A 19,522-nucleotide genomic window follows, 5' to 3' on the forward strand; every position below is an offset into this window, starting at 1 on the left:
TAATTGCCCCAACCCCGGTTGGGGCAGTAAGCTGGGTGTCTACACACATTAACTGACGGATTTCCTACTCTTGAGCCAGCCATCACCTCAGGCCAACCGCATTATCACCCTAAGCCTTGAACCCAATGACCCACAGCGGCTTGCCAGCTTAAGTGGCCAGCAGGACGAGCATCTAAAGCTGATTGAGAGCCGCTTGGACGTGACTTTGCGCAACCGGGGCAATATGTTTCAGCTGGCCGGTGCTGCCAACCGCATCAAAGCGGCGGCTAACGTGCTTGAGCACCTCTACCGCGAAACGGCGGTGGATGATCTTTCGGCAGATACCGTGCACCTGTTCCTGCAAGAGTCTGGCCTGGAAGCACTAGAAGACGAGCAGGACGGAGAAGGCAGCCCCGATGACGTGGTAATGCGCACGCCGCGCACCATGATTAAGCCGCGCGGCTTGAACCAGCAGCGCTACGTCACCAGCATTCGCGAGCACGATATTAACTTCGGTATCGGGCCAGCCGGCACCGGCAAAACGTATCTGGCGGTAGCAGCAGCGGTTGAAGCGCTTAACCAACAGGAAGTGCGCCGCATCTTACTGGTACGCCCAGCGGTTGAAGCGGGTGAAAAACTCGGCTTTTTGCCTGGTGATCTAGCCCAAAAGATCGACCCGTACCTGCGCCCGCTGTACGACGCGCTGTACGAGATGATCGGTTTTGAACAAGTGGCCAAGCTCATCGAGCGCCAAGTGATTGAAATAGCGCCGCTGGCCTATATGCGCGGTCGCACGCTGAATAATTCGTACATCATTTTGGACGAAAGCCAGAACACCACGCCGGAGCAGATGAAAATGTTCCTGACCCGGATCGGTTTTGGCTCAACGGCCGTGATCACCGGGGATATCACCCAAGTCGACCTTCCTCGTGGGCAGCGCTCTGGCTTGTCCCAGGTACTTGACGTACTGAAAGATACGCCAGGCATCGGCGTTACCCACTTTGCCGCCAAGGATGTCGTACGCCACCCCTTGGTGCAGCGCATTATCGAAGCCTACGACGAATTCGAGTCGCAGCAGGAAGTGGAAGAGCGTGCCCGCCGTGAAGTACGCCAGCAAGAGCGCGAGGCACGCCTTCAGGGGCGCGAACAGTCTCAGGAACGATGGGGAGATACATCACGTTGAACAATATCGTGATTGATCGACAAGCCGCTATTGATGAACCGCTGCTGCCCACGCTTGAACAGCTCACCCACTGGGTGGGCTGTGTGTTTTCTCATTACCCGGATGATGAGCGCCAAGAGCTTACGATCCGCTTTGTGGACGAGCAAGAAAGCCAAGCCTTAAACCGCGATTATCGCGGCAAAGACAAGCCCACCAATGTGCTATCGTTCCCATTTGAAAACCCGCCGGGGCTCACGCTACCGCTGCTCGGCGATTTGATTATTTGTCATGCCGTTGTGGTAAAAGAGGCGGACGAGCAACAGAAGCCGTTAGCGCATCACTATGCGCACATGGTCGTCCATGGCACGCTTCATTTAATGGGCTATGACCATATTGAAGATGAGGAGGCAGAAGAGATGGAGCAGCTAGAGCGTACGTTGCTTGCTGAGCTGGGCATCTCTGACCCTTACCATGTGCCATGACACTGACAACGCGCAGGGAAGAAACCATTCATTGATGCAAGGCAAGAGGCATAGTGCAACATAGCGCCCCGTACCAGGGGGACACCGCCTTGTTGGCACCCTGTTTTTTGTTGATACTAGATTTTAGGCACGTTACGACACCTGTCTGCCCCGTAAACAAGAGATTTGACGCATGAGCGAAGACCGATCGAGCAATCCTAATCAAAAATCCTGGCTCGAGAAACTCTTTGGCGCCCTTACCGGAGATACCGACGAACCCAGTTCACGCGCTGAGCTGATGACGTTTTTACGCCATACCGCTGGGAAACTGAAGCTGGATCAGGACGCCATCATGATTATTGAAGGTGCGCTTGAAATTAGCGATCGACAGGTTCGAGAAGTATTAATACCCCGCTCTCAGGTATCAGCCATAACGCTGGACCAAACGCGTGATGGCTATTTACCGCTTATCCAGGAAACCGGTCACTCCCGCTATCCTGTGATTGGCGAGAATCTGGATGATGTTAAAGGGATATTGCTGGTAAAAGACCTGCTTCCTTTACTGTCGCAAACCCAGGAAAGCCGGGACGCCTTCAAACTGGAAGATGTTCTCCGTCCGGCCATGTTTATTCCAGAGTCGAAACGGCTTAACAGCCTGCTCAAAGAGTTTCGTGATACGCACAACCACATGGCCATTGTGGTAGATGAGTATGGCGGTACTGCCGGCATTATTACGATTGAAGACATTCTGGAACAAATCGTGGGTGATATTGAAGACGAGCACGATACCGACGAAGAGGACGATATCCGCACGCTGGAAAACGGCCACTTTGCTATTCGCGCCCTCACCCCCATCGAAGACTTTAACGAACGCTTTGGCACCGAATTCTCTGATGATGAATTCGATACCGTGGGCGGCCTGGTGATGCAGCAATTTGGTCATTTGCCCGGGCGCAGCGAGCATACTCGCTTCGGCGGCTGGCACTTTGTCATCTTGAATGCTGATAACCGGCGCATCCGCTTATTAGAGGCCTATCGTGAAAGCGATGGCGAGAGCCTCGAACCTCAAAAAAACGACTAGCAGCTTACCGATTAACCACGTATTGACAGGATATTTCATGGGGCCAATACCCGCCTTTATGCTTCAACTGTTACTGGCCCTGGTTGCGGGCGGCTTTACCACGCTAACCGCTTCACCATTTGAACTATGGTGGCTTGGCCCGGTAGCGATTGCCCTGCTTTACGTAGGGATTCATACCTTAACGCCCGCCCAGGCAGCGCTTAAAGGCTGGCTCTATGGCATTGCACTCTTTGGCAGCGGCGCCTCATGGGTCTATATCTCCATTCATGATTACGGCTATACCGGCGTGCCGCTGGCAGCGTTGCTGACCGCACTTTTTGTCGCCGTACTGGCCCTTTTTTATGCGGGCACCTTCTGGCTTTACCGGCGTTTTACCACCCCGCGATTGGCATGGCTAACGTTTGCCGGTGCCTGGGTGCTGGGTGAAGTGCTGCGCACCTACCTGTTCACAGGCTTCCCTTGGCTACTAATGGGCTCAGGCTATGTCGATTCACCCTTGGCAAGCTGGGCACCAATTGGCGGTGTCTACCTACTTTCCCTGCTGGTGGTGCTTAGCGGCACACTGGCAGCTAACGTGCTTCTGCGCCGCCAGTGGTGGGCACTGGCCCCGTTACTGGCAATCTGGCTGATACCGCTGGCCTTGCCTGCACAGTGGACCACCCCTTCCAGCACTCCGACTCGGGTTGCTTTACTTCAGGGCAACCTCCCGCAGTTGCTAAAGTGGACGCCAGACGGCCAGCGCATCGCAGCGAATACCTACAGCCGACTGACCGCTGAAGTCGCCGATGAGGCTGACATAATTATCTGGCCAGAAACCGCACTTCCCATGACGGAAACTCAGGCACGTCCGGTCCTGGAGCGCGTTCAGGCTAACCTTCCGCCAGGCGTTGCCTTGGTGACAGGCATCGTTCAATTGGATGTGGCTAACCGCTACTACAACAGCGTGGTGGGCATTGGCAACGTTGAAGGCAGTTATCAAAAAGAGCACCTGGTGCCCTTTGGCGAATACCTACCGCTTGAAAGCGTGCTGCGCGGTGCTATCGACTTTTTTGACCTGCCGATGTCGAGCTTTACCAAAGGCGCATCGCATCAGACGCCCATGCAGGCCTCCGGCATTCGCCTGGGCAACGCGATCTGTTATGAAATCATCTATCCGCAGCTTGTGGCGCGTCGCGCTCAGGACAGCGATGTGCTGCTGACGGTTTCCAACGACACCTGGTTTGGCGCCTCCATTGGCCCTTTCCAGCATTTGCAAATGGCACGACTTAGAGCACTTGAAAATGGTCGCTATGTAATACGCGCCACCAGTAACGGCGTTACAGCGATTATTGATGCCCACGGAAGCATCGTTGCTCAAGCGCCCCAGTTTGAAACGACAGCGTTAGTGGGTGAGTTCTATGCGATGGAGGGGTTAACACCTTTTACCCGCACCGGGAGCTGGCCTGCATGGCTACTAGCGGGGCTAATGCTGCTACCTGGCCTTCGCTTGACACGTTGTCGCGGTCGATAGGAACCTTCAACATGACACGCTACAATAGGGCACTTTTTTGATTCTGGCTGGCATAGGAGTACCACTATGTTAAAATCTCGTCCTTTTTTACTACTTGTCGTGATGCCGCTGGCGCTTACTGTCGTGTTGGCGGGCGCTATCTTCGGTGGCCAGGTTATGTCTGACAGCCATGTTGGCGATGACATTCAACACGCTCTGGCAAATAAGCTGGGGACATCCCATGATATTGAGCTCTCGCAGCTGCAGGAAGTGCAGTATGGTTATGGCATCTGCGGCCTCTATCGCACAGCCTCTTCTGACAATGGCTATGCCTCCTTTTTCTACGATAAAGACAGTGAGAATATCGAACTGGATATTAACTCTCGTCTGTACAAGTCGCGCTGCGGCCTCTCTGCCGTCTGCTAAATCGCTTTCGTTGCCAGGTATTAGCCAAGTAAACGGCATATAAAAAGGGGCGACTGATCATCAGTCGCCCCTTTTTTGCTACAGACTTTTTCTACCTACGTCTACTACCTGTTTAGCTCCCTGGGGCTACTCCAAGCGGCGTTAGCTTTTTTCTATCAGCCGTTTGATATCCGCCTGAACATCCGTTATCGGGTGGCTATCCCGCACCAGGAACTGTGCATTCCCCTCTCGATCAAAGGCAAAAACAGCGCTGGAGTGTGTTACCAGGTAGTCACCATTCTCATTCTCTTCACCGTATTCGTAAGCAACGCGGTAACGGTTGGTGATCGCATCAATGTCGGCTTTATCGCCGGTCAAGCCAGTAAACTCAGGGCCAAAGGCATTGGTATAGCGTTTTAGCACCTCGGGCGTGTCACGCGCCGGGTCGACCGAAATAAACAGCACCTGAACCTCGTCGCGCGTCTCATCATCCAGCTGTCTGATCGCATCGCCTAATCTTGCCAGGGTAATGGGGCAAACATCGGGGCAAAACGTGTAGCCAAAATAGACAAGCGCTGGCTTACCCAGATATTCATCCGCTTGGACGCTGTCGCCGTTATCATCCACCAGTGAAAAATCAAGCGACGGCATAATGTCGGCAACGTCGGTGGTACGCCAGCTCTGATCACTACAACCAGCCAGTAAAAGAGACGCCAACGCGGCGAACAACAACTTGTACATATAGGGTTCCTATTCCTGGCCTTTACATCGATGCTGGAGAGACAATATTAAAGGTAACGGGCAGTTGCTGTTCATCGCTAAACTCAAGCACCACGTCAACGTCATCACCTACGTTTAAGGGCTCAACGCGGCGCATAAACATCAGATGATGACCTTTGGGCGCAAACTCAAAACGCTCGCCTGAGGCAATTTCAAGCGATGTAAGCTCGTGCATATGGGCCATACCGTCGTGCTCGGAGCTAACATGTATTTCAACACTATCAAAGGCAGGGCTTTGAGCGCCCACCAGCGTGACGGTTTCATCTCCCGTATTATAAAGCTCAAAGTAACCCGCACCGGGCGTGTTACCAGGCAGCAGGCTTAACCGAGCATTGCTTACTTCAAGCGTCTGCGCCTGCGCAACACCTGCCGTTAATAGCAGTGCTAACGCGCTTAACGCCAGCCGCTGAGTCACTCGTTGGGCCATGACATTCAGTGCCTTGTTCGCCATTACTTCGATGCTCCCTTTAAATAAACACGGTTAAACGGCACACGCGCCAAGCTCGCACGTACTGGCCTATCGCATGTCGTTATGAATCTTTGGCTACCATAGCGCCATCCAGGTGTTCTACAACCCTCCTGCGACATTATGACAGCACCCTCGGCCTGCCGATATTAGGCGAGAACGCGGCGCGGTTTGTGTTTGCCACAAAGGGGGCGCCCAGAAGCATAGGAACGGCGGTTACGAATAGCCCCCTAAAAAGAGTTCAACGCCTATCTCCTTAAGCCCGGAAATAGACGTGGGGCCTGCTGAAATCCCAACTACCGCGTTAAAAACATTTAAACCAGCAAGGTTGTCCTAAAACCAACACTTCTATTAATGGCCGGAAAAGCGGTCAGTGCATGATTGATTCAACATAAACAAACAACCGATCAAGCACTTAAAATCGATATTTATAAACGATCTTGCCAAGCTATTGCTGCAAACAATCTTTATAAACACGCCCAGCTTTCATAATCATGCGCAAGTTACGCTCTGGATCTTTAAGAAAATCAAGATCTTTGCTTGGGTCACCATCAACGACCAGCAGGTCGGCTAGCGCACCAGGCTCAATACGCCCAAGCACTCCCGGATACGGGTTACGCGGCCCCGAGAGAGAAAGTAGCTCCCCGTTACGCCCCGTCGCCATTGCCAATGCGGTCAACGGGTCGTAGAAACGCGTTAGCTTAGCCAAGTGATGCAGCTGGTTGGGGGTATTTTGGGGATTAAAAAGAATATCCGTTCCCCAGCCAGTTTTAACGTTAAATCGCTGGGCCATTTCATACGCGCGAACCGTTCCTTCGGCAACTTGCCGCTGAGACTCTCGGCGTGCCGCATCCGGGTAAACGTTGGAATCTTCATCCTGCAGAAAAGGCTGAAGGCTCCACCACACATCTTCACCGGCCATCATTCGAACGGTCTCTTCATCTGCCAACTGACCATGTTCGATTGAGCGTACGCCTGCCCGCAGGGCACGCTGAATACCCCGGGAGGTGTAGACATGAACCATGACATACGTGCCCCAGTCACCGGCTGCCTCAACCGCTGCGCGAAGCTCGCGCTCGCTAAACTGCGTACTGTCGAGCGGATCATAAAATGACGCGACGCCACCACCCGCAATCAGCTTTATTTGAGAAGCCCCCAGCATCAACTGCTCACGCGTGCGCCTAAGCACTTCCGCTTCACCGTCAGCAATCATGGCTACCCCTTGCTGCTCCGTGTAACTTAGCGGGGTTGTACTACCACGAGGCAATTCGTGCCGCATTCGGAAATCACCGTGCCCGGATGTCTGGGAAATCATGGCGCCTGCGGGAAATATCCGCGGTCCGTTCACGATGCCTTCGTCAATGGCTCTCTTCAGTGCAAATGACGGCCCTCCCACATCCCTGACCGACGTAACCCCTCGCATCAGCGTTCGCTCGGCCTCTTTTGCGGCGACCAAATGGATATAACCAATATCCGCGCTCATGGCTTCCATCTGTGTAATAGCGGCTAGCGTGGAGTGCCAATGCGCATCGATTAAGCCAGGCATCAACACGCGCCCATCACAGTCGATAACGTCCCCGGACTCGGCGCCAGCATTACCTTCAAGAATAGCGCTGACCCGCCCATCCTCTACCTTAACGGATACGCCATCGCGCAACGGGCCACCACTTCCATCAAAAAGCGTTAAGTTGGTGAGTAGCACAGGGCCGTCATGCGCTTTTGAGGGCTGGTCAACCACGTGTGGCGTATGTACACCTGCAAACAGCGCCATGACCGCTGCCGGCCCACCCAGCATTTCGCGGCGAGCAATCTCTGCCATAACGCGCTCATGAAAATGCTGTAAGACGGGTGAACCACAGCAGCAAGCGCCATGGTTATTGCCAGGACTGTTTCCAGGACGGTGTTGTGCGCTAAACGCGGGGGCTAATGAGTAACGGGTAGTGGGCGGCATTGTTAGCACCTCGCTTAAACATGAGAAGGATAGTTTTTTTGTAGAATACCCGGATGATCGGAGCAGCCTTTACAGGCTGCCCTGTTCGCTTAGCACGTCAGGAATGGTCATTTTTACATAGCGCCCTGGTGCTGACTCAATCACCTCAAGCTTACCGTCGCCGGGTGTGCGCGAGGGCACCATTTTCTGGGTATCCGCATAACCATTCTGTGTCATCCATGCCTGCCAGTGCGGCCACCAGGACCCCTCATTAAACGCCGCTGTTTCAAGCCACGCTTCATGGCTTTCTGGCAGTGCGTCGTTACTCCAATAACCGTACTTGTTCTTTTGCGGTGGATTAACGATACCGGCGATATGCCCCGAGCCACCTAATACAAACGTGACGGGACCTTTAGGCAGCAACGCCCCATAATAGGTGCTGTTCCACTTGGCAATATGGTCCTCTTTGGTCGACACGAAATAACTAGGGGTGGAGATTTTGCGTAAATCAATTTTTACACCATCAAGCTCAATCCCCCCCGGCGCGACCAAACGGTTTTCAAGATACATGTGGCGTAAATACCAGGCATGCGTGCCCGCCGGTAGGTTCGTGCCATCCGTATTCCAGTGGAGAAGGTCAAAGGCGGCGGGCATCTCTCCTTTCAGGTAGTTATTGATATAAAACGACCAGAAAAGATCATTTTCACGCAGCAGGTTAAAGGTGTAAGCCATCGAGCGACCATCCAGATAGCCCTTTAGCTGCATGGTTTGCTCAAGTCCTTGCACCACGGCTTCGTTCAGGAAAACACCGATATCGCCGGGGTCACGAAAATCCTGCAGCGTGGCCATGTAGGTGACCGACTTCACCTTTCGCCCCTTGCGGGTACTCGTCAAATAAGCAACGGTCGAAGCCGTCAAGGTGCCGCCTACGCAGTAGCTCACCAGGTTGACCGACTTCTCACCGCAGGCATCCTCAATGGCGCTAATCGCGCTGATCGGCCCCATTTGCATGTAATCGGCCCAGGTAATGTCACGCTGTTCAGGGCCAGGATTGCGCCATGAAATTAAAAATACGGTGTGGCCCTGGTCCACCACCCACTTGACCATGGAATTGTCCTGGCGCAGGTCAAGGATGTAATACTTGTTGATCCAGGGCGGCACGATTAACAGCGGCGTTTTAAAGGTCTTCTCAGTGGTGGGCGTGTACTGAATCAGTTGAATTAACTCGTTTTCATACACGACAGCCCCAGGGGTAACCGCGATGTTTTCCCCGATGCCAAACGCATTGCGCTCGGTCATACACACATTGATGCCTTCCGCTGAGTTGGCAAGGTCTTCACGCAGCCGAGATAGCCCTTCTACCAGATTTTGCCCACGGGTTTGCAGCGTTCGCCGCATCACCTCAGGGTTAGTAGAAACGAAATTGGTGGGCGACATGGCATTGACGAGCTGACGGGCATAAAACCCCAGATTTCGTTTCTGGAGGTCATCCATACCTTCAAGGCTTTCGATCAGTTCTTCTACTACCTGCGAAAACAGCAGGTACTGCTGCATGATCGCCGCATAGTGAGGGTCTTGCGTCCAGGCATCGTCTTTAAAGCGCCGGTCGCTTTTGGAAGGAGTAATCAGCGGTGTGACCTGCTCACCAGACAAAGCACGCATGCTTTGCTGCCATAGCAGCCACTGATCTTGCAGCAGGCGCGCTTGGGTTTGCCACAGCAAGGTTGGGTTATTCATTAATGCCTGCGCACCCGCCTCGAAGCTTTTGCGCATATCGCTATAGACCGAGTCGGCCGCCTCGCTTGGGGCCATGCGTGCCAGCAGATCCTGCATAAGCCCCTGGTACTGCTCAGCGGCCTCTTTCAGTTGCGTATTCCATGCCTCAATGTCTTCTTGAGACACTCCCTGCTGAAACATGTCGTGCAATGGTCGTTTCCACCCCTGCATACTGAATCCCCTTATAACAATACGGCGCCTAGAGGCGCCGTGAGTTAGCCGACTTCTTATTTTTTCCGTGAAGACTGGCTCGAGGCGGATCCAGAAGCACCAGGCTGTTGGCCTTTTGCGGCGGCAGTCGCCTGCTCGGTCATTTGCTGCCCGGCATCACTGAAGAGTTTTTCCATTTCCGTTTTGAACTGCAGGCTCATCTCACCCATAGCACGGGCGTCTTCCTGCATTTGCTGGGAAAGCTCGTTCATGATTTCAGCCTGCTGGGTGCCGAAATCACGCAGGCTTTCTGCATCCTGAATGCTGGTGGCACTGCGGATGCGCTCGGTGCCCATTTGGCTATAGCGCTTCATGGCTTCCAGTTGATACTGGGTCATTTTTTCCATGTTGTTGAGCATCAGCGAGTTAATTTTGCGCATGGGCTCAAACATTTGGCGGGTCTGGGCGTTAAAAGCGTCCATCATATCGTCTTGCATAGTGTCCAATCCTCTTCCGTTTCAGAGTGTGGGCGCTTTCGCGCCCCCCCCTACGAACGTGATTTGCTGCACTGCAAAAAGAGTAATCCTTGACCGGGTGCTTTGCAATAACACTGTTTTCAAGAGCCTTGTTTTCAATAACACTGTTTTCAAGAGCCCTGGATGACGGCGCTCATTAACTGGCCGCTATGCACCTCGCCGCATTACTCGGTTTTTCCTTTACCACGCGAACGCGAGGACGCCGTTGCTTTGGCATTAGGCGCTCCCCCGCTGCTCGACGCATCACTGTCCGCCGCTTGATCATCAGGGGCGGTACTGCTGGCGTTGCCTGCCTGGCGCAACATATCCAACATCATCTGTTGGTAAGTTCCAAAGTTGGCCAACCCTTGAGAAAGCCCCTGCTGCATCATGGGCTGCTGCAAAAAGGGGCGCATCAAACTCATGGGGTCATACCCTTCTGCACCCGACTCCATTTGCCGCTGAATATTTTCCAGCAGGCTTTGCTGGAATGCCTCTACATCAGGAAGCCCCAATGCTTGACGAAATTCATCCGGGGTCAGATCAAACTCAACGTTAATCTTCATGGGTTACTCCTCAGCCATCTTCCTTGAGTGTAGCAGCGTTACGCCAAGCCGTACGCCGCTTTAACGCTGCGCTAAACGGGGTGTATCAACGCTAACCTCACCGTTTTGCCCACGCTGGCGCAGCCAGTGGTCAAGCAATGTAATCGCCATCATGGCTTCGGCAATCGGCGTGGCGCGAATCCCCACACAAGGGTCGTGGCGACCTTTGGTAATCACCTCGACCGGCTGGCCGTTAACATCAATGGAACGCCCAGGCGTCGTAATGCTGGAGGTCGGCTTAAGCGCCAGCCTGGCCACAATCGGTTGCCCACTGGAAATACCGCCCAATATGCCACCGGCATGATTGGACAAGAAGCCTTCCGGCGTCATCTCGTCGCGGTGTTCGCTACCGCGCTGGGCAACGGATTCAAAACCCGCACCAATCTCAATACCTTTTACCGCATTAATACTCATCAAACCGTGCGCCAGCTCAGCATCCAGGCGATCAAACACCGGCTCACCCAGCCCGACCGGAACGCCCTCAGCGACTACGGTAATCTCGGCACCGACGGAATCCTGGTCACGGCGTAGCTGATCCATATACGCTTCAAGCTCGGCTACTTTGGCGGGATCGGGGCAGAAAAACGCATTCTGCTCGACGGCCTCCCACTGCTTAAACTCAATCTTGATGGGGCCCAGCTGGCTCATATAGCCACGAATTTGTACGCCTTGGGCGGCCAAGTACTTCTTGGCGATAGCACCCGCGGCTACCCGCATGGCCGTTTCGCGGGCGCTTGAGCGGCCGCCGCCCCGATAGTCACGGTGGCCATATTTATGGTGGTACGTGTAGTCCGCATGGGCGGGGCGGAACTGCTCCTTGATTTTCGAGTAGTCCTTGGAGCGCTGGTCGGTATTCTCGATCAGTAGGCCAATCGAGGTGCCGGTGGTTTTTCCCTCAAACACGCCCGATAAAATCCTCACCTGATCAGGCTCTTTGCGCTGCGTGGTGTGGCGAGAGCTACCTGGGCGACGACGGTCCAGGTCGCGCTGTAAATCCTCTTCACACAGCGCAAGCCCCGGCGGGCAACCATCTACAATGGCGCCCAGCGCAATGCCGTGACTCTCTCCAAAGGTGGTAACGGTAAACAGCTTGCCAAAACTATTGCCAGACATGGGCGTTCATTCCTTACGCAAAAGACGCCGCATGGGCGTCGAGTTCATCGGCGCTCAAAGCAAATACGCCTTGGCCGCCGCGCTCGAAGTCAAGCCACAGGAAAGGCACGTCGGGAAACGCAGCCTCCACATGGCGGTCAGAATTGCCCACTTCGACAATCAGCCAACCTGTATCGCTCAAATGGCTGCGCGCCTCGCGCAAAATACGCCGCACAATATCCAGGCCATCTTTACCGGCACCCAGTGCCAGTGCGGGCTCATGGCGGAACTCGGCGGGCATGGTAGCCAAATCACGCGCATCGACGTAGGGCGGGTTGGAAACAATCAGGTCAAAGCGCTGGCCTTCCAGCCCGTCAAACACATCCGAGGCGACCGCCCGTATCCGGTCACCCACGTCATGGCGGGTAATGTTTTCTCGGGCGACGGCCAGTGCATCCTGGCTAATATCGGCAAGCGTCACTTCGCAGGTAGGCAAATAAAGGCCGGTTGCAATGCCGATACAACCAGAGCCGGTGCATAAATCCAGCACGCTCTCCGGCGGCTCTTCCGGGAACCAGGCCGAAAAACCGTCTTCGATCAGCTCGGCAATCGGCGAGCGCGGAATCAGCACTCGCTCATCAACATTGAAGGGGTGACCTGCAAAAAAGGCCTCGCCCAGCAGGTACGGCAATGGCTGGCGGCTGGCTACCCGCTTCCGGGTCAGGGCGATAATACGCTGGCGCTCAACAGGCAAAAGCCGTGCTTCCAAAACGGCGGGGTCGACGTTCCAGGGCAGGTGAAGTGCCCCCAGGCAGAGCGCAACGGCTTCATCCCAGGCAGACTCGGTGCCGTGGCCATAGTGCAGCCCAGCCAGATAGAACTCGCTGGATACCCAGCGCAGATAGTCGCGTAGTGTAAAAAGATCGCTCACCAACGCCGTATCCGGCAACGAAAGGGTTGAGTGAGAGGTCTCAGCATTGAGGTGCGTGGTCACAGCGACTCCTGATAAACGAAAACCATCCATGCAGCCACATGCGGCTACACTCATTGATAAAGAAAAGATTGTACCTGTAAAGATTGTACCTTTGACGCCGCCCGGTTCACAGCGCCGCTCAGCTCGCTATACTGTCGGCACTTTATATGCTTTCTTGTTTTACTCTTTCTTCCTTTTCACACTTTGAGCTTGATATGACGCGACGCCACCTGCCCAACGATGACGATATCAGCGCTTTTCGCCAGGCGCTGCAAGCAGCGGGCGTACGCCGTATTGCACATAATCAAGCCGACCCCGGCAAGCCCAAGCGCAATGATGAAGCCCAACAGGCACGGCGTAATGCGGCGGTTCAAAACAGCACAGTACAAGCCAGCGGCCGCACATCGGATGGCCGGGTCGAGGCCGTGCGCCCGTCTGAGTACCTTGAGTTTAGCGTGCCCGATTTACCCTGGCGTACCTTCAGCCAGTTAAAGCGTGGCCAAACCGAGTGGCAGGCGGGGCTTGACCTGCACGGCTACACGCTTGAAGAAGCCCGCGCGGAGCTTGAAAGCTTCTTGCGCGATGCATCAAGCCAAGGGCTACGCTGCGTGCTGGTGGTTCACGGCAAGGCGTGGGGCACCACTTCAGATTTTCCGGTGCTTAAGAGCCACACCAATACCTGGTTACGCGAATGGCCGGGGGTGCTGGCCTTTTGCTCGGCCATTGATATTGATGGCGGCACCGGAGCGGTCTATATATTGCTGCGTAAGCGCGGGGCGTAACGCCGCTCAACCGCTCTCTTCACTGCTCTACTGGCACTTTTCCAGTGGCTCGCTGCCTCACTCTGTCGCATCCGAGGCAATGCTGGGCATGCGCCGCTCCAGCGCCTCATCGGCCAAATGCCGCCCCAGGCGGATCAAGTCTTTGGCGCGATGAAACTCATACGTGCTGCATACCGTCTTGGGAATCTCGATCAATATATCTGGCGGATAACCGGCAATTTTGTATTTTGCCAGGGCCGCTTGGGTAATATCAAACGACTCTAAAATCATATCGAGCTTGCTCCACTCGCGCTTGCCTCGCGTCTCAACACTCTCTTCAGCGCCAGCTTCCACGCCGCTGTCTTCTTCACTGCTGCCAAGCCCCTCCCATAAACGCAGGGTGGCTTGGCGCACGTCGCTCATCCAGCCGCCAATTTTTTCATCACGGTCACGCTCTTGCGCCGTTCTGCTATCATTTTCCTCGTGCTCACGGGGCAGGAGTTCTTCCAGTGATACCGGCTGCGGGCTATGTGCCGTTACGTTAATCGCAATTACCAGGTCTGCTTCGTGGGCAGAAATAACCGGCATGATAGGCAGCGGGTTAAGCAGCCCGCCATCGACCAACACCTGGTCACCAACATTGACCGGCGTAATGACGCCTGGAATGGCGATAGAGGCGCGAATGGCGCGCAGTAACGGGCCATTTTGAAACCACACTTCGCGCTGGCGAACCAGGTCAGTCGCCACCGTCGTCACCGGAATAGGCAAATCCTCAATGAGCACATCGCCTACCAACGCCTCCAACTTACTCATCACCTTATTGGCACGCATGGCACCCATCGGGCTCCAGGTCACATCCACCAGCTTTAGCACATCCAGATAATCGAGATTACAGACCCACTCCCGATACTCGGGCAGTTTGCCAGAAGCGTAGATGCCACCAATCAGGGCGCCCATGGAGCATCCCGCCACTGAAATAATCTCAAAGCCTCGTGCCTCCAGGGCTTCAATGACACCGATATGGGCATAACCGCGCGCCCCGCCACTGCCCAACACCAAAGCCACTTTTTTCCCGCTACCCGCGTGCGTCAGTTGATTCATTGGCTATTCCTATTGCTCTTGAGCCGACCGTATAAGCGTTTTACACGGCTGCCTCCCAGTGAGCGGTGGCGAGTTCCGCCACAGCGGCAACCGCTTTAGATTCCAAATGTAGATGATGCCCACCAGGCAACACATGGCGGGTCAGATCATTAACCGCCAAGCGCGCCTGCTCGGCCCAGGCACGCTTTCCTAAAATACCCTGCTCGCCTTCAATCAGTAGTACCGGCGCCTGAATACACGCTAACAGAGCCAGTACCTGCTCAGGGGTAAAGCGCACCAGAGAGGGTTTTAGCAGTCGACTATCCGTACGCATTTGTAGATAGCCATCGGCAGTTGCTTGCGTATTACGCTCAACCAACGGCATCGCCGTTACGCTATCCAGCGTGGTGACGCCACCGGCTACCCGCGCGGCAACCGCACTTTCGATATCAGCATAGCGTGGTGGGCGGGAAAGCGGGCGACGATGGGCAATAAGCCCTTTGCGCAACTGGCTGGCGGTTTCTTCCGCAGGCGTATTCAATGCCCCCAGCCCGTCAATCAAGGTTAACCGGGCAATACGCTCCGGCATAGCAGCGGCCAATAGGCAGGCAACCGCTGCGCCCATGGAGTGGGCCAGTAAAGAAGCCTGTTCAATACCCAGTGCGTCCAGCGCATCAAGCACGTCGTGGCAGTAATCCCACAACGCATAGTCGCTTCCGAAAGCGGCATGCTGGGAGTGCCCATGGCCGCGAAAATCAATGGCTACCACGCGGATATCCAGCGCATCTGCCAAAAGCGGTGCCAAGCGGCTAAAGCTTGCCGCGTTATCCAGCCAGCCGTGTAGCGCCAGCCAGACAGGTGCATCCACGCGGCCCCAGCCCAGTGCGGCCAAGCGCCCTTGCGCAAGCACCAGCGGCTGCGCGAAGTGTCGAGACGCGGGTTGGAGGGTTGGTTCACACATAGGTTGTTTTCCTGATGAAGCGGCCATCTCGTTGGCAAATAACGCGACGCCTTTAATGTTCCTGAATTCAGCGTTCAGGCAATGTCTGGATGACGGTATCAGTAACAAACGTTACCATGCCAGGCGCAATTCTTCCGTCGCTTTTACCCAACTCTTGCTAATGGTGCTGCCATGAAACCACGCCGCGATACACGCGCCCGTAACCTTGTTTTTTTTATTGCTGTTGTTAGTGCCATCGTCGTGGGGTTGTGGCTAGCGCGCTAGGCTTGCCTAATCGCCGCTCAACGCTTGCAATTTAAACCTCACGAATAAATACTGTATATACATACACATTACATTCAGTGAGGATGCCGACGATGTCGTTGCCTCCATCGACGCTCGTGCCCACCTTGCCGTTAACGTCTCAGCCGTTGCCTTTTTCATCGTTACAAGGCCGTGCGGGCTTTAGCGGCTTTCCATCACCAGCGCAGGATTACGAACCGCGTACGCTCGATCTCAACACGCGGTTAATAAAAAACCCTACCCAGACGTTCTACCTTTCCGCCGCTGGTGACAGTATGGAAGGCTGGGGGATTTTTGATGGCGACCTGCTGGTCGTTGACCGCAGCATTAAGCCTCGGCTAGGGCACATTCTGGTTGCCATGTTTGAAGAGGAAGTGCTGATTAAGCGCTACGCCCTCTACCAAAATACGCCGCATCTCTGCTCCGCGCATCCTCACTACCCGCCGCTTCCTTTGGAAGGCACCGAGTGCCAGCTATGGGGAGTAGTGCGTGCCGTCATTCATGAGTATGTCCGATGATTGGCCTGGTCGATGCCAACAACTTTTACGTCAGTTGTGAGCGTGTGTTTGATCCTGCGCTGGAAGGCAAACCGGTTGGCGTTATGTCGAACAACGACGGCTGTATCATCGCCCGCTCTGCCGAGATGAAAGCCATGGACATCCCCATGGGCATGCCATCGTTTAAGCTCGAAAGCCTGCGTAAGCGTGGTGACATTTACCTCAAGTCATCCAACTATGAGCTGTATGGCGATATGTCGGCCAGGCTGTGCCAGCTACTGCGTGATACCTGCCCAGCCGTGTCGCCGTACTCCATTGATGAAATGTTTATTTACCTAGAGGCGTTCAGCAACCAGCAGTGCCAAACCCTGGGCGAATGGCTGCGTCGGCGGATTCGGCGTCATTTAGGCCTGCCGGTATGCGTCGGGCTGGCCCCTACGCATACGCTGGCGAAGCTTGCCAACCACTTGGCCAAGCAGGCGACTCACTATCAAGGCGTGTGCCTGCTGACGGGAAAAGATGCGGCAACGACCGCCCTGCTTAAACAGACACCGGTGGGCAGCGTATGGGGCGTTGGGCGCCGGATTGCTGAGCGGTTAGCGATCAGTAATATTAATACCGCTTGGGACTTACGTGAGGCTGACCTTCGGCTACTGCGCAAACATTTTTCGGTAGTGCTGGCCCGCACGGCGCTGGAGCTGCGCGGTACGCCCTGCCTGCAGATGAATGCGCTGGATCAACCGCGCCACCGCATTATGACGTCGCGCTCATTCGGCCAATCAACCGGCAGTAAAACAGAAGTACATAACGCGTTACGCCAACATGCCCAGCGCAGCGCCGAAAAACTCCGTCAGCAGCGCAGCCTAACGCGAGCCGTGATGATTTTTTTAAACACCAACCGCCACCGCCGAGACCAACCCCAGTATTCTCCTCACGCCATGGTGCCCCTGCCCTCACCCAGCGATGATACGCGCACAATTCTTGAGGCCGTTCACCAAGGGATTGAACAGGTTTACCGGCCAGGCTACCGGTTTATGAAGGCAGGTGTGATGCTGCTGGATCTGGTTGATGCCGAGCAGCACCAGCTCTCGTTGCTACATCAACCACCGCGGAACCGATACCCTTACTTAATGGCCACCCTGGATAATATCAATCAGCGCATGGGGCAAGGCACCATCAGCTTTGGTATGACGGATGCCGATGCCGCCTGGCAGCTACGCTGCGGGCACCGCTCAGGCCGCTACACCACACGCTGGGATGAGTTGATGAAGGCAGGCACCCATCCTGGTGCTATCAAGCAATCTGCTTTACGCAAGTAACCGCTGCTATCTCAATTACGATCTCAACTACTGTCTCAGCTCCTGTCTCAGCTCCTGTCTCAACTACGATCTCAGGAAGAGACTCAAATCACCTGCCAAACGCCGCTGGATGAGCCGTCACTCATTGCTCAGCAGCAGCGTTGGCTGGAGAGAATCCGTTAGCGTGTCGTTAACGCCTGACGCAGGCGAGGGCTCAACCACTCGCCCAGCGCCATCATGATCAGCAGGATAGCCAACAACCACGGCCAATGAACTGAAAAGGTAACGGTAAACAGCCCTAATGCATCAGCGAAAATAACCAAAATACCCAGCGGGCTGACATAACGCACCATGGCAAGCCATAGCGTATAGGGCAGAGGCGAGAGCCCTAGCTCGTCGCGGAACGTTTCACTCTTCAGGACAAAGCCTGCCAGTATGACGGTGCCTAACCCACCCAACGGCATCATCCAGCGTGAAGTGATGTAGTCCAGCCAGTCAAAGAAGGTCTTGCCTGCCAACGTCCAATCAGCGCCCAGGTTAAAGGAGAGCATGGCAGCGGTACTAATCAGCCAAAGCACAACCCCCGTGCTCCACGCAGCACTGCGGCGTGAGAACCCTTTGTTGTCGCAGAGCCAGGAAACGGTCGCCTCAACCATCGAAATGGACGATGTCAGCGCGGCCATGGAGAGCATGGCGAAAAACAGAATCCCAAACAGCGTACCCAGCGGCATGGCCTGGAACGCCAGCGGCAAGCTCATAAAGATAAGCCCGGGGCCTTCACCTGGGTCCATGCCATTGGCAAAAATTACCGGGAAGATCGCCAGCCCCGCCATCAAGGCAACGGCCGTATCGGCAATGGCGACGCTAATGGTGGTACGCCCAATGGAGGCGCCTTTGGGCAGATAGCTTCCGTAAGTAAGAATGGCACCCGAGGCAAGCGATAAGGTAAAGAACGCATGGCCAAGCGCGGCTAACATCCCTTCACTGGAGAGGCTCCCCGCCTTGAAGGAGAACAAAAAGCGTACCGCATCACCAAAGCCACCGGAAAACACGCCGTACACAATCAGCAGTATCAGCATGATGACCAGGCCTGGCATCATCCAACTGACGTTTTTCTCGATCCCCTCCTGAACGCCTTTGCCCACAATAATCATGGTCACCAGCGTAACAAGCGTGCTCCAGAAGCCCAGGCTGAGCGGGTTGGCGTTGTTTTCCCCAAAAACGGCGGCCATGTCGTCAACGCTGGTGCCCACCAGACCACCGGTTAACATCTTCCACAGATAAGAAAACGACCAGCCTGCCACGACCACGTAGAACGACAGAATCAAAAAGCCGCACAGCATGGCCATCCAGCCAAGCAGCGACCACGCCGATGAGCGACCGGACTCGTTAACCACTCGACGAATCGCATCAATGGGGCTGCCGCGCCCTCGCCGCCCGAAAGCGATTTCGCTCATCATTACCGGCACGCCCACCGCAAAAATGCACGCCAGATAGACAAGCACAAACGCGCCACCGCCATACTCGCCGGTGATATACGGGAATTTCCAGATGTTGCCCAGCCCTACCGCCGAACCGGTAGCGGCGAGCACGAACCCCCAGCGGCCCAGCCACTGGATGCGAGGTTGCTCGGAAGACGCCATGACTATCCTTCTGGTGTAAAAAAAGCGTTTATCCTAGAGGATTTCGGCTCAAAAGCACAAAACTCGTTAACTCTTTTCTGAAAACGGCCGCCCGACGCCCCTGGCTTCTTCCTGACCTGCCCCATTCGCTCATCAC

The 19,522-nt window shown here is 55.0% G+C and carries 19 protein-coding genes; 8 read left to right on the top strand and 11 right to left on the bottom strand.

Annotated elements, in window-relative coordinates:
* Positions 1-70 precede the first annotated feature (70 nt).
* From ACT3T6_RS12415 to ACT3T6_RS12435, 5 genes are all read left to right on the top strand, one after another.
* Positions 71-1,162 carry a PhoH family protein gene (locus tag ACT3T6_RS12415; RefSeq protein WP_172117135.1) on the top strand — a complete coding sequence of 364 codons (1,092 nt, stop codon included), beginning with the start codon at positions 71-73 and terminating at the stop codon, positions 1,160-1,162.
* Positions 1,159-1,623, top strand: a complete 465-nt coding sequence (gene ybeY, locus ACT3T6_RS12420; protein WP_193053078.1) for an rRNA maturation RNase YbeY — start codon at positions 1,159-1,161, stop codon at positions 1,621-1,623. Before ACT3T6_RS12415 ends, ybeY begins: the two co-directional genes overlap by 4 nt.
* A gap of 172 nt (positions 1,624-1,795) precedes the next feature.
* Positions 1,796-2,683 carry an HlyC/CorC family transporter gene (locus ACT3T6_RS12425; RefSeq protein ID WP_193053079.1) on the top strand — a complete coding sequence of 296 codons (888 nt, stop codon included), beginning with the start codon at positions 1,796-1,798 and terminating at the stop codon, positions 2,681-2,683.
* 37 nt (positions 2,684-2,720) lie between these two features.
* On the top strand, positions 2,721-4,193 hold the full coding sequence (lnt, locus tag ACT3T6_RS12430) for an apolipoprotein N-acyltransferase (RefSeq protein WP_193053080.1): 1,473 nt from the start codon (positions 2,721-2,723) through the stop codon (positions 4,191-4,193).
* A 66-nt stretch (positions 4,194-4,259) separates the two neighbouring features.
* A complete protein-coding gene (locus tag ACT3T6_RS12435) occupies positions 4,260-4,598 on the top strand; it encodes a hypothetical protein (protein ID WP_172117139.1) in 339 nt (112 codons plus the stop codon).
* A gap of 141 nt (positions 4,599-4,739) precedes the next feature.
* On the opposite strand, the gene ACT3T6_RS12440 is transcribed toward ACT3T6_RS12435, so the two are convergent.
* The 8 genes from ACT3T6_RS12440 to prmB all read right to left on the bottom strand — a co-directional run bounded on the left by ACT3T6_RS12440 (position 4,740) and on the right by prmB (position 12,885).
* Positions 4,740-5,318 carry an SCO family protein gene (locus ACT3T6_RS12440; protein ID WP_193053081.1) on the bottom strand — a complete coding sequence of 193 codons (579 nt, stop codon included), beginning with the start codon at positions 5,316-5,318 and terminating at the stop codon, positions 4,740-4,742.
* A 22-nt stretch (positions 5,319-5,340) separates the two neighbouring features.
* Entirely contained in the window at positions 5,341-5,808 is a 468-nt protein-coding gene (locus ACT3T6_RS12445; protein WP_193053082.1) for a copper chaperone PCu(A)C, read from the bottom strand.
* Positions 5,809-6,271: 463 nt separating this feature from the next.
* Positions 6,272-7,642, bottom strand: coding sequence for a metal-dependent hydrolase family protein (locus ACT3T6_RS12450; protein ID WP_226912154.1), 1,371 nt, complete (start codon positions 7,640-7,642; stop codon positions 6,272-6,274).
* Positions 7,643-7,843: 201 nt separating this feature from the next.
* Positions 7,844-9,670, bottom strand: a complete 1,827-nt coding sequence (gene phaC, locus ACT3T6_RS12455) for a class I poly(R)-hydroxyalkanoic acid synthase (protein WP_193053102.1) — start codon at positions 9,668-9,670, stop codon at positions 7,844-7,846.
* An 86-nt stretch (positions 9,671-9,756) separates the two neighbouring features.
* Positions 9,757-10,176, bottom strand: coding sequence for a phasin family protein (locus ACT3T6_RS12460; RefSeq protein ID WP_172117143.1), 420 nt, complete (start codon positions 10,174-10,176; stop codon positions 9,757-9,759).
* A gap of 203 nt (positions 10,177-10,379) precedes the next feature.
* Positions 10,380-10,760 (bottom strand): hypothetical protein, encoded by a 381-nt coding sequence (locus tag ACT3T6_RS12465; RefSeq protein ID WP_193053084.1) that lies wholly within the window; start codon positions 10,758-10,760, stop codon positions 10,380-10,382.
* A gap of 60 nt (positions 10,761-10,820) precedes the next feature.
* Positions 10,821-11,912, bottom strand: a complete 1,092-nt coding sequence (aroC, locus tag ACT3T6_RS12470) for a chorismate synthase (RefSeq protein WP_172117145.1) — start codon at positions 11,910-11,912, stop codon at positions 10,821-10,823.
* A gap of 13 nt (positions 11,913-11,925) precedes the next feature.
* Positions 11,926-12,885: a 50S ribosomal protein L3 N(5)-glutamine methyltransferase gene (gene prmB, locus ACT3T6_RS12475; protein WP_172117146.1), complete on the bottom strand. Its 960-nt coding sequence runs from the start codon at positions 12,883-12,885 to the stop codon at positions 11,926-11,928.
* Positions 12,886-13,079: 194 nt separating this feature from the next.
* On the opposite strand from prmB, the gene ACT3T6_RS12480 reads away from it, so the two are divergent.
* Positions 13,080-13,646, top strand: coding sequence for a Smr/MutS family protein (locus ACT3T6_RS12480; RefSeq protein ID WP_087106822.1), 567 nt, complete (start codon positions 13,080-13,082; stop codon positions 13,644-13,646).
* A 57-nt stretch (positions 13,647-13,703) separates the two neighbouring features.
* Here the strand turns inward: ACT3T6_RS12480 and ACT3T6_RS12485 are convergent, their stop codons facing one another.
* Together ACT3T6_RS12485 and ACT3T6_RS12490 are read right to left on the bottom strand one after the other, a co-directional pair.
* Positions 13,704-14,726 carry a patatin-like phospholipase family protein gene (locus ACT3T6_RS12485; protein WP_193053085.1) on the bottom strand — a complete coding sequence of 341 codons (1,023 nt, stop codon included), beginning with the start codon at positions 14,724-14,726 and terminating at the stop codon, positions 13,704-13,706.
* Between the two features lie 40 nt (positions 14,727-14,766).
* Positions 14,767-15,666 (bottom strand): alpha/beta fold hydrolase, encoded by a 900-nt coding sequence (locus tag ACT3T6_RS12490; protein ID WP_193053086.1) that lies wholly within the window; start codon positions 15,664-15,666, stop codon positions 14,767-14,769.
* A gap of 356 nt (positions 15,667-16,022) precedes the next feature.
* Between ACT3T6_RS12490 and ACT3T6_RS12495 the strand changes: the two genes are divergently transcribed.
* Both ACT3T6_RS12495 and ACT3T6_RS12500 read left to right on the top strand, forming a co-directional pair.
* On the top strand, positions 16,023-16,466 hold the full coding sequence (locus ACT3T6_RS12495; RefSeq protein ID WP_087106828.1) for a LexA family protein: 444 nt from the start codon (positions 16,023-16,025) through the stop codon (positions 16,464-16,466).
* Entirely contained in the window at positions 16,463-17,764 is a 1,302-nt protein-coding gene (locus ACT3T6_RS12500) for a Y-family DNA polymerase (protein ID WP_193053087.1), read from the top strand. Before ACT3T6_RS12495 ends, ACT3T6_RS12500 begins: the two co-directional genes overlap by 4 nt.
* A 158-nt stretch (positions 17,765-17,922) precedes the next feature.
* On the opposite strand, the gene ACT3T6_RS12505 is transcribed toward ACT3T6_RS12500, so the two are convergent.
* Complete coding sequence (locus ACT3T6_RS12505; RefSeq protein WP_193053088.1) at positions 17,923-19,386, bottom strand: sodium-dependent transporter; 1,464 nt, start codon at positions 19,384-19,386, stop codon at positions 17,923-17,925.
* Between the last annotated feature and the right edge of the window lie 136 nt (positions 19,387-19,522).

It is taken from the genome of Halomonas sp. 72 (assembly GCF_052379785.1).
In the GTDB taxonomy this organism is placed as follows: domain Bacteria; phylum Pseudomonadota; class Gammaproteobacteria; order Pseudomonadales; family Halomonadaceae; genus Vreelandella; species Vreelandella citrativorans.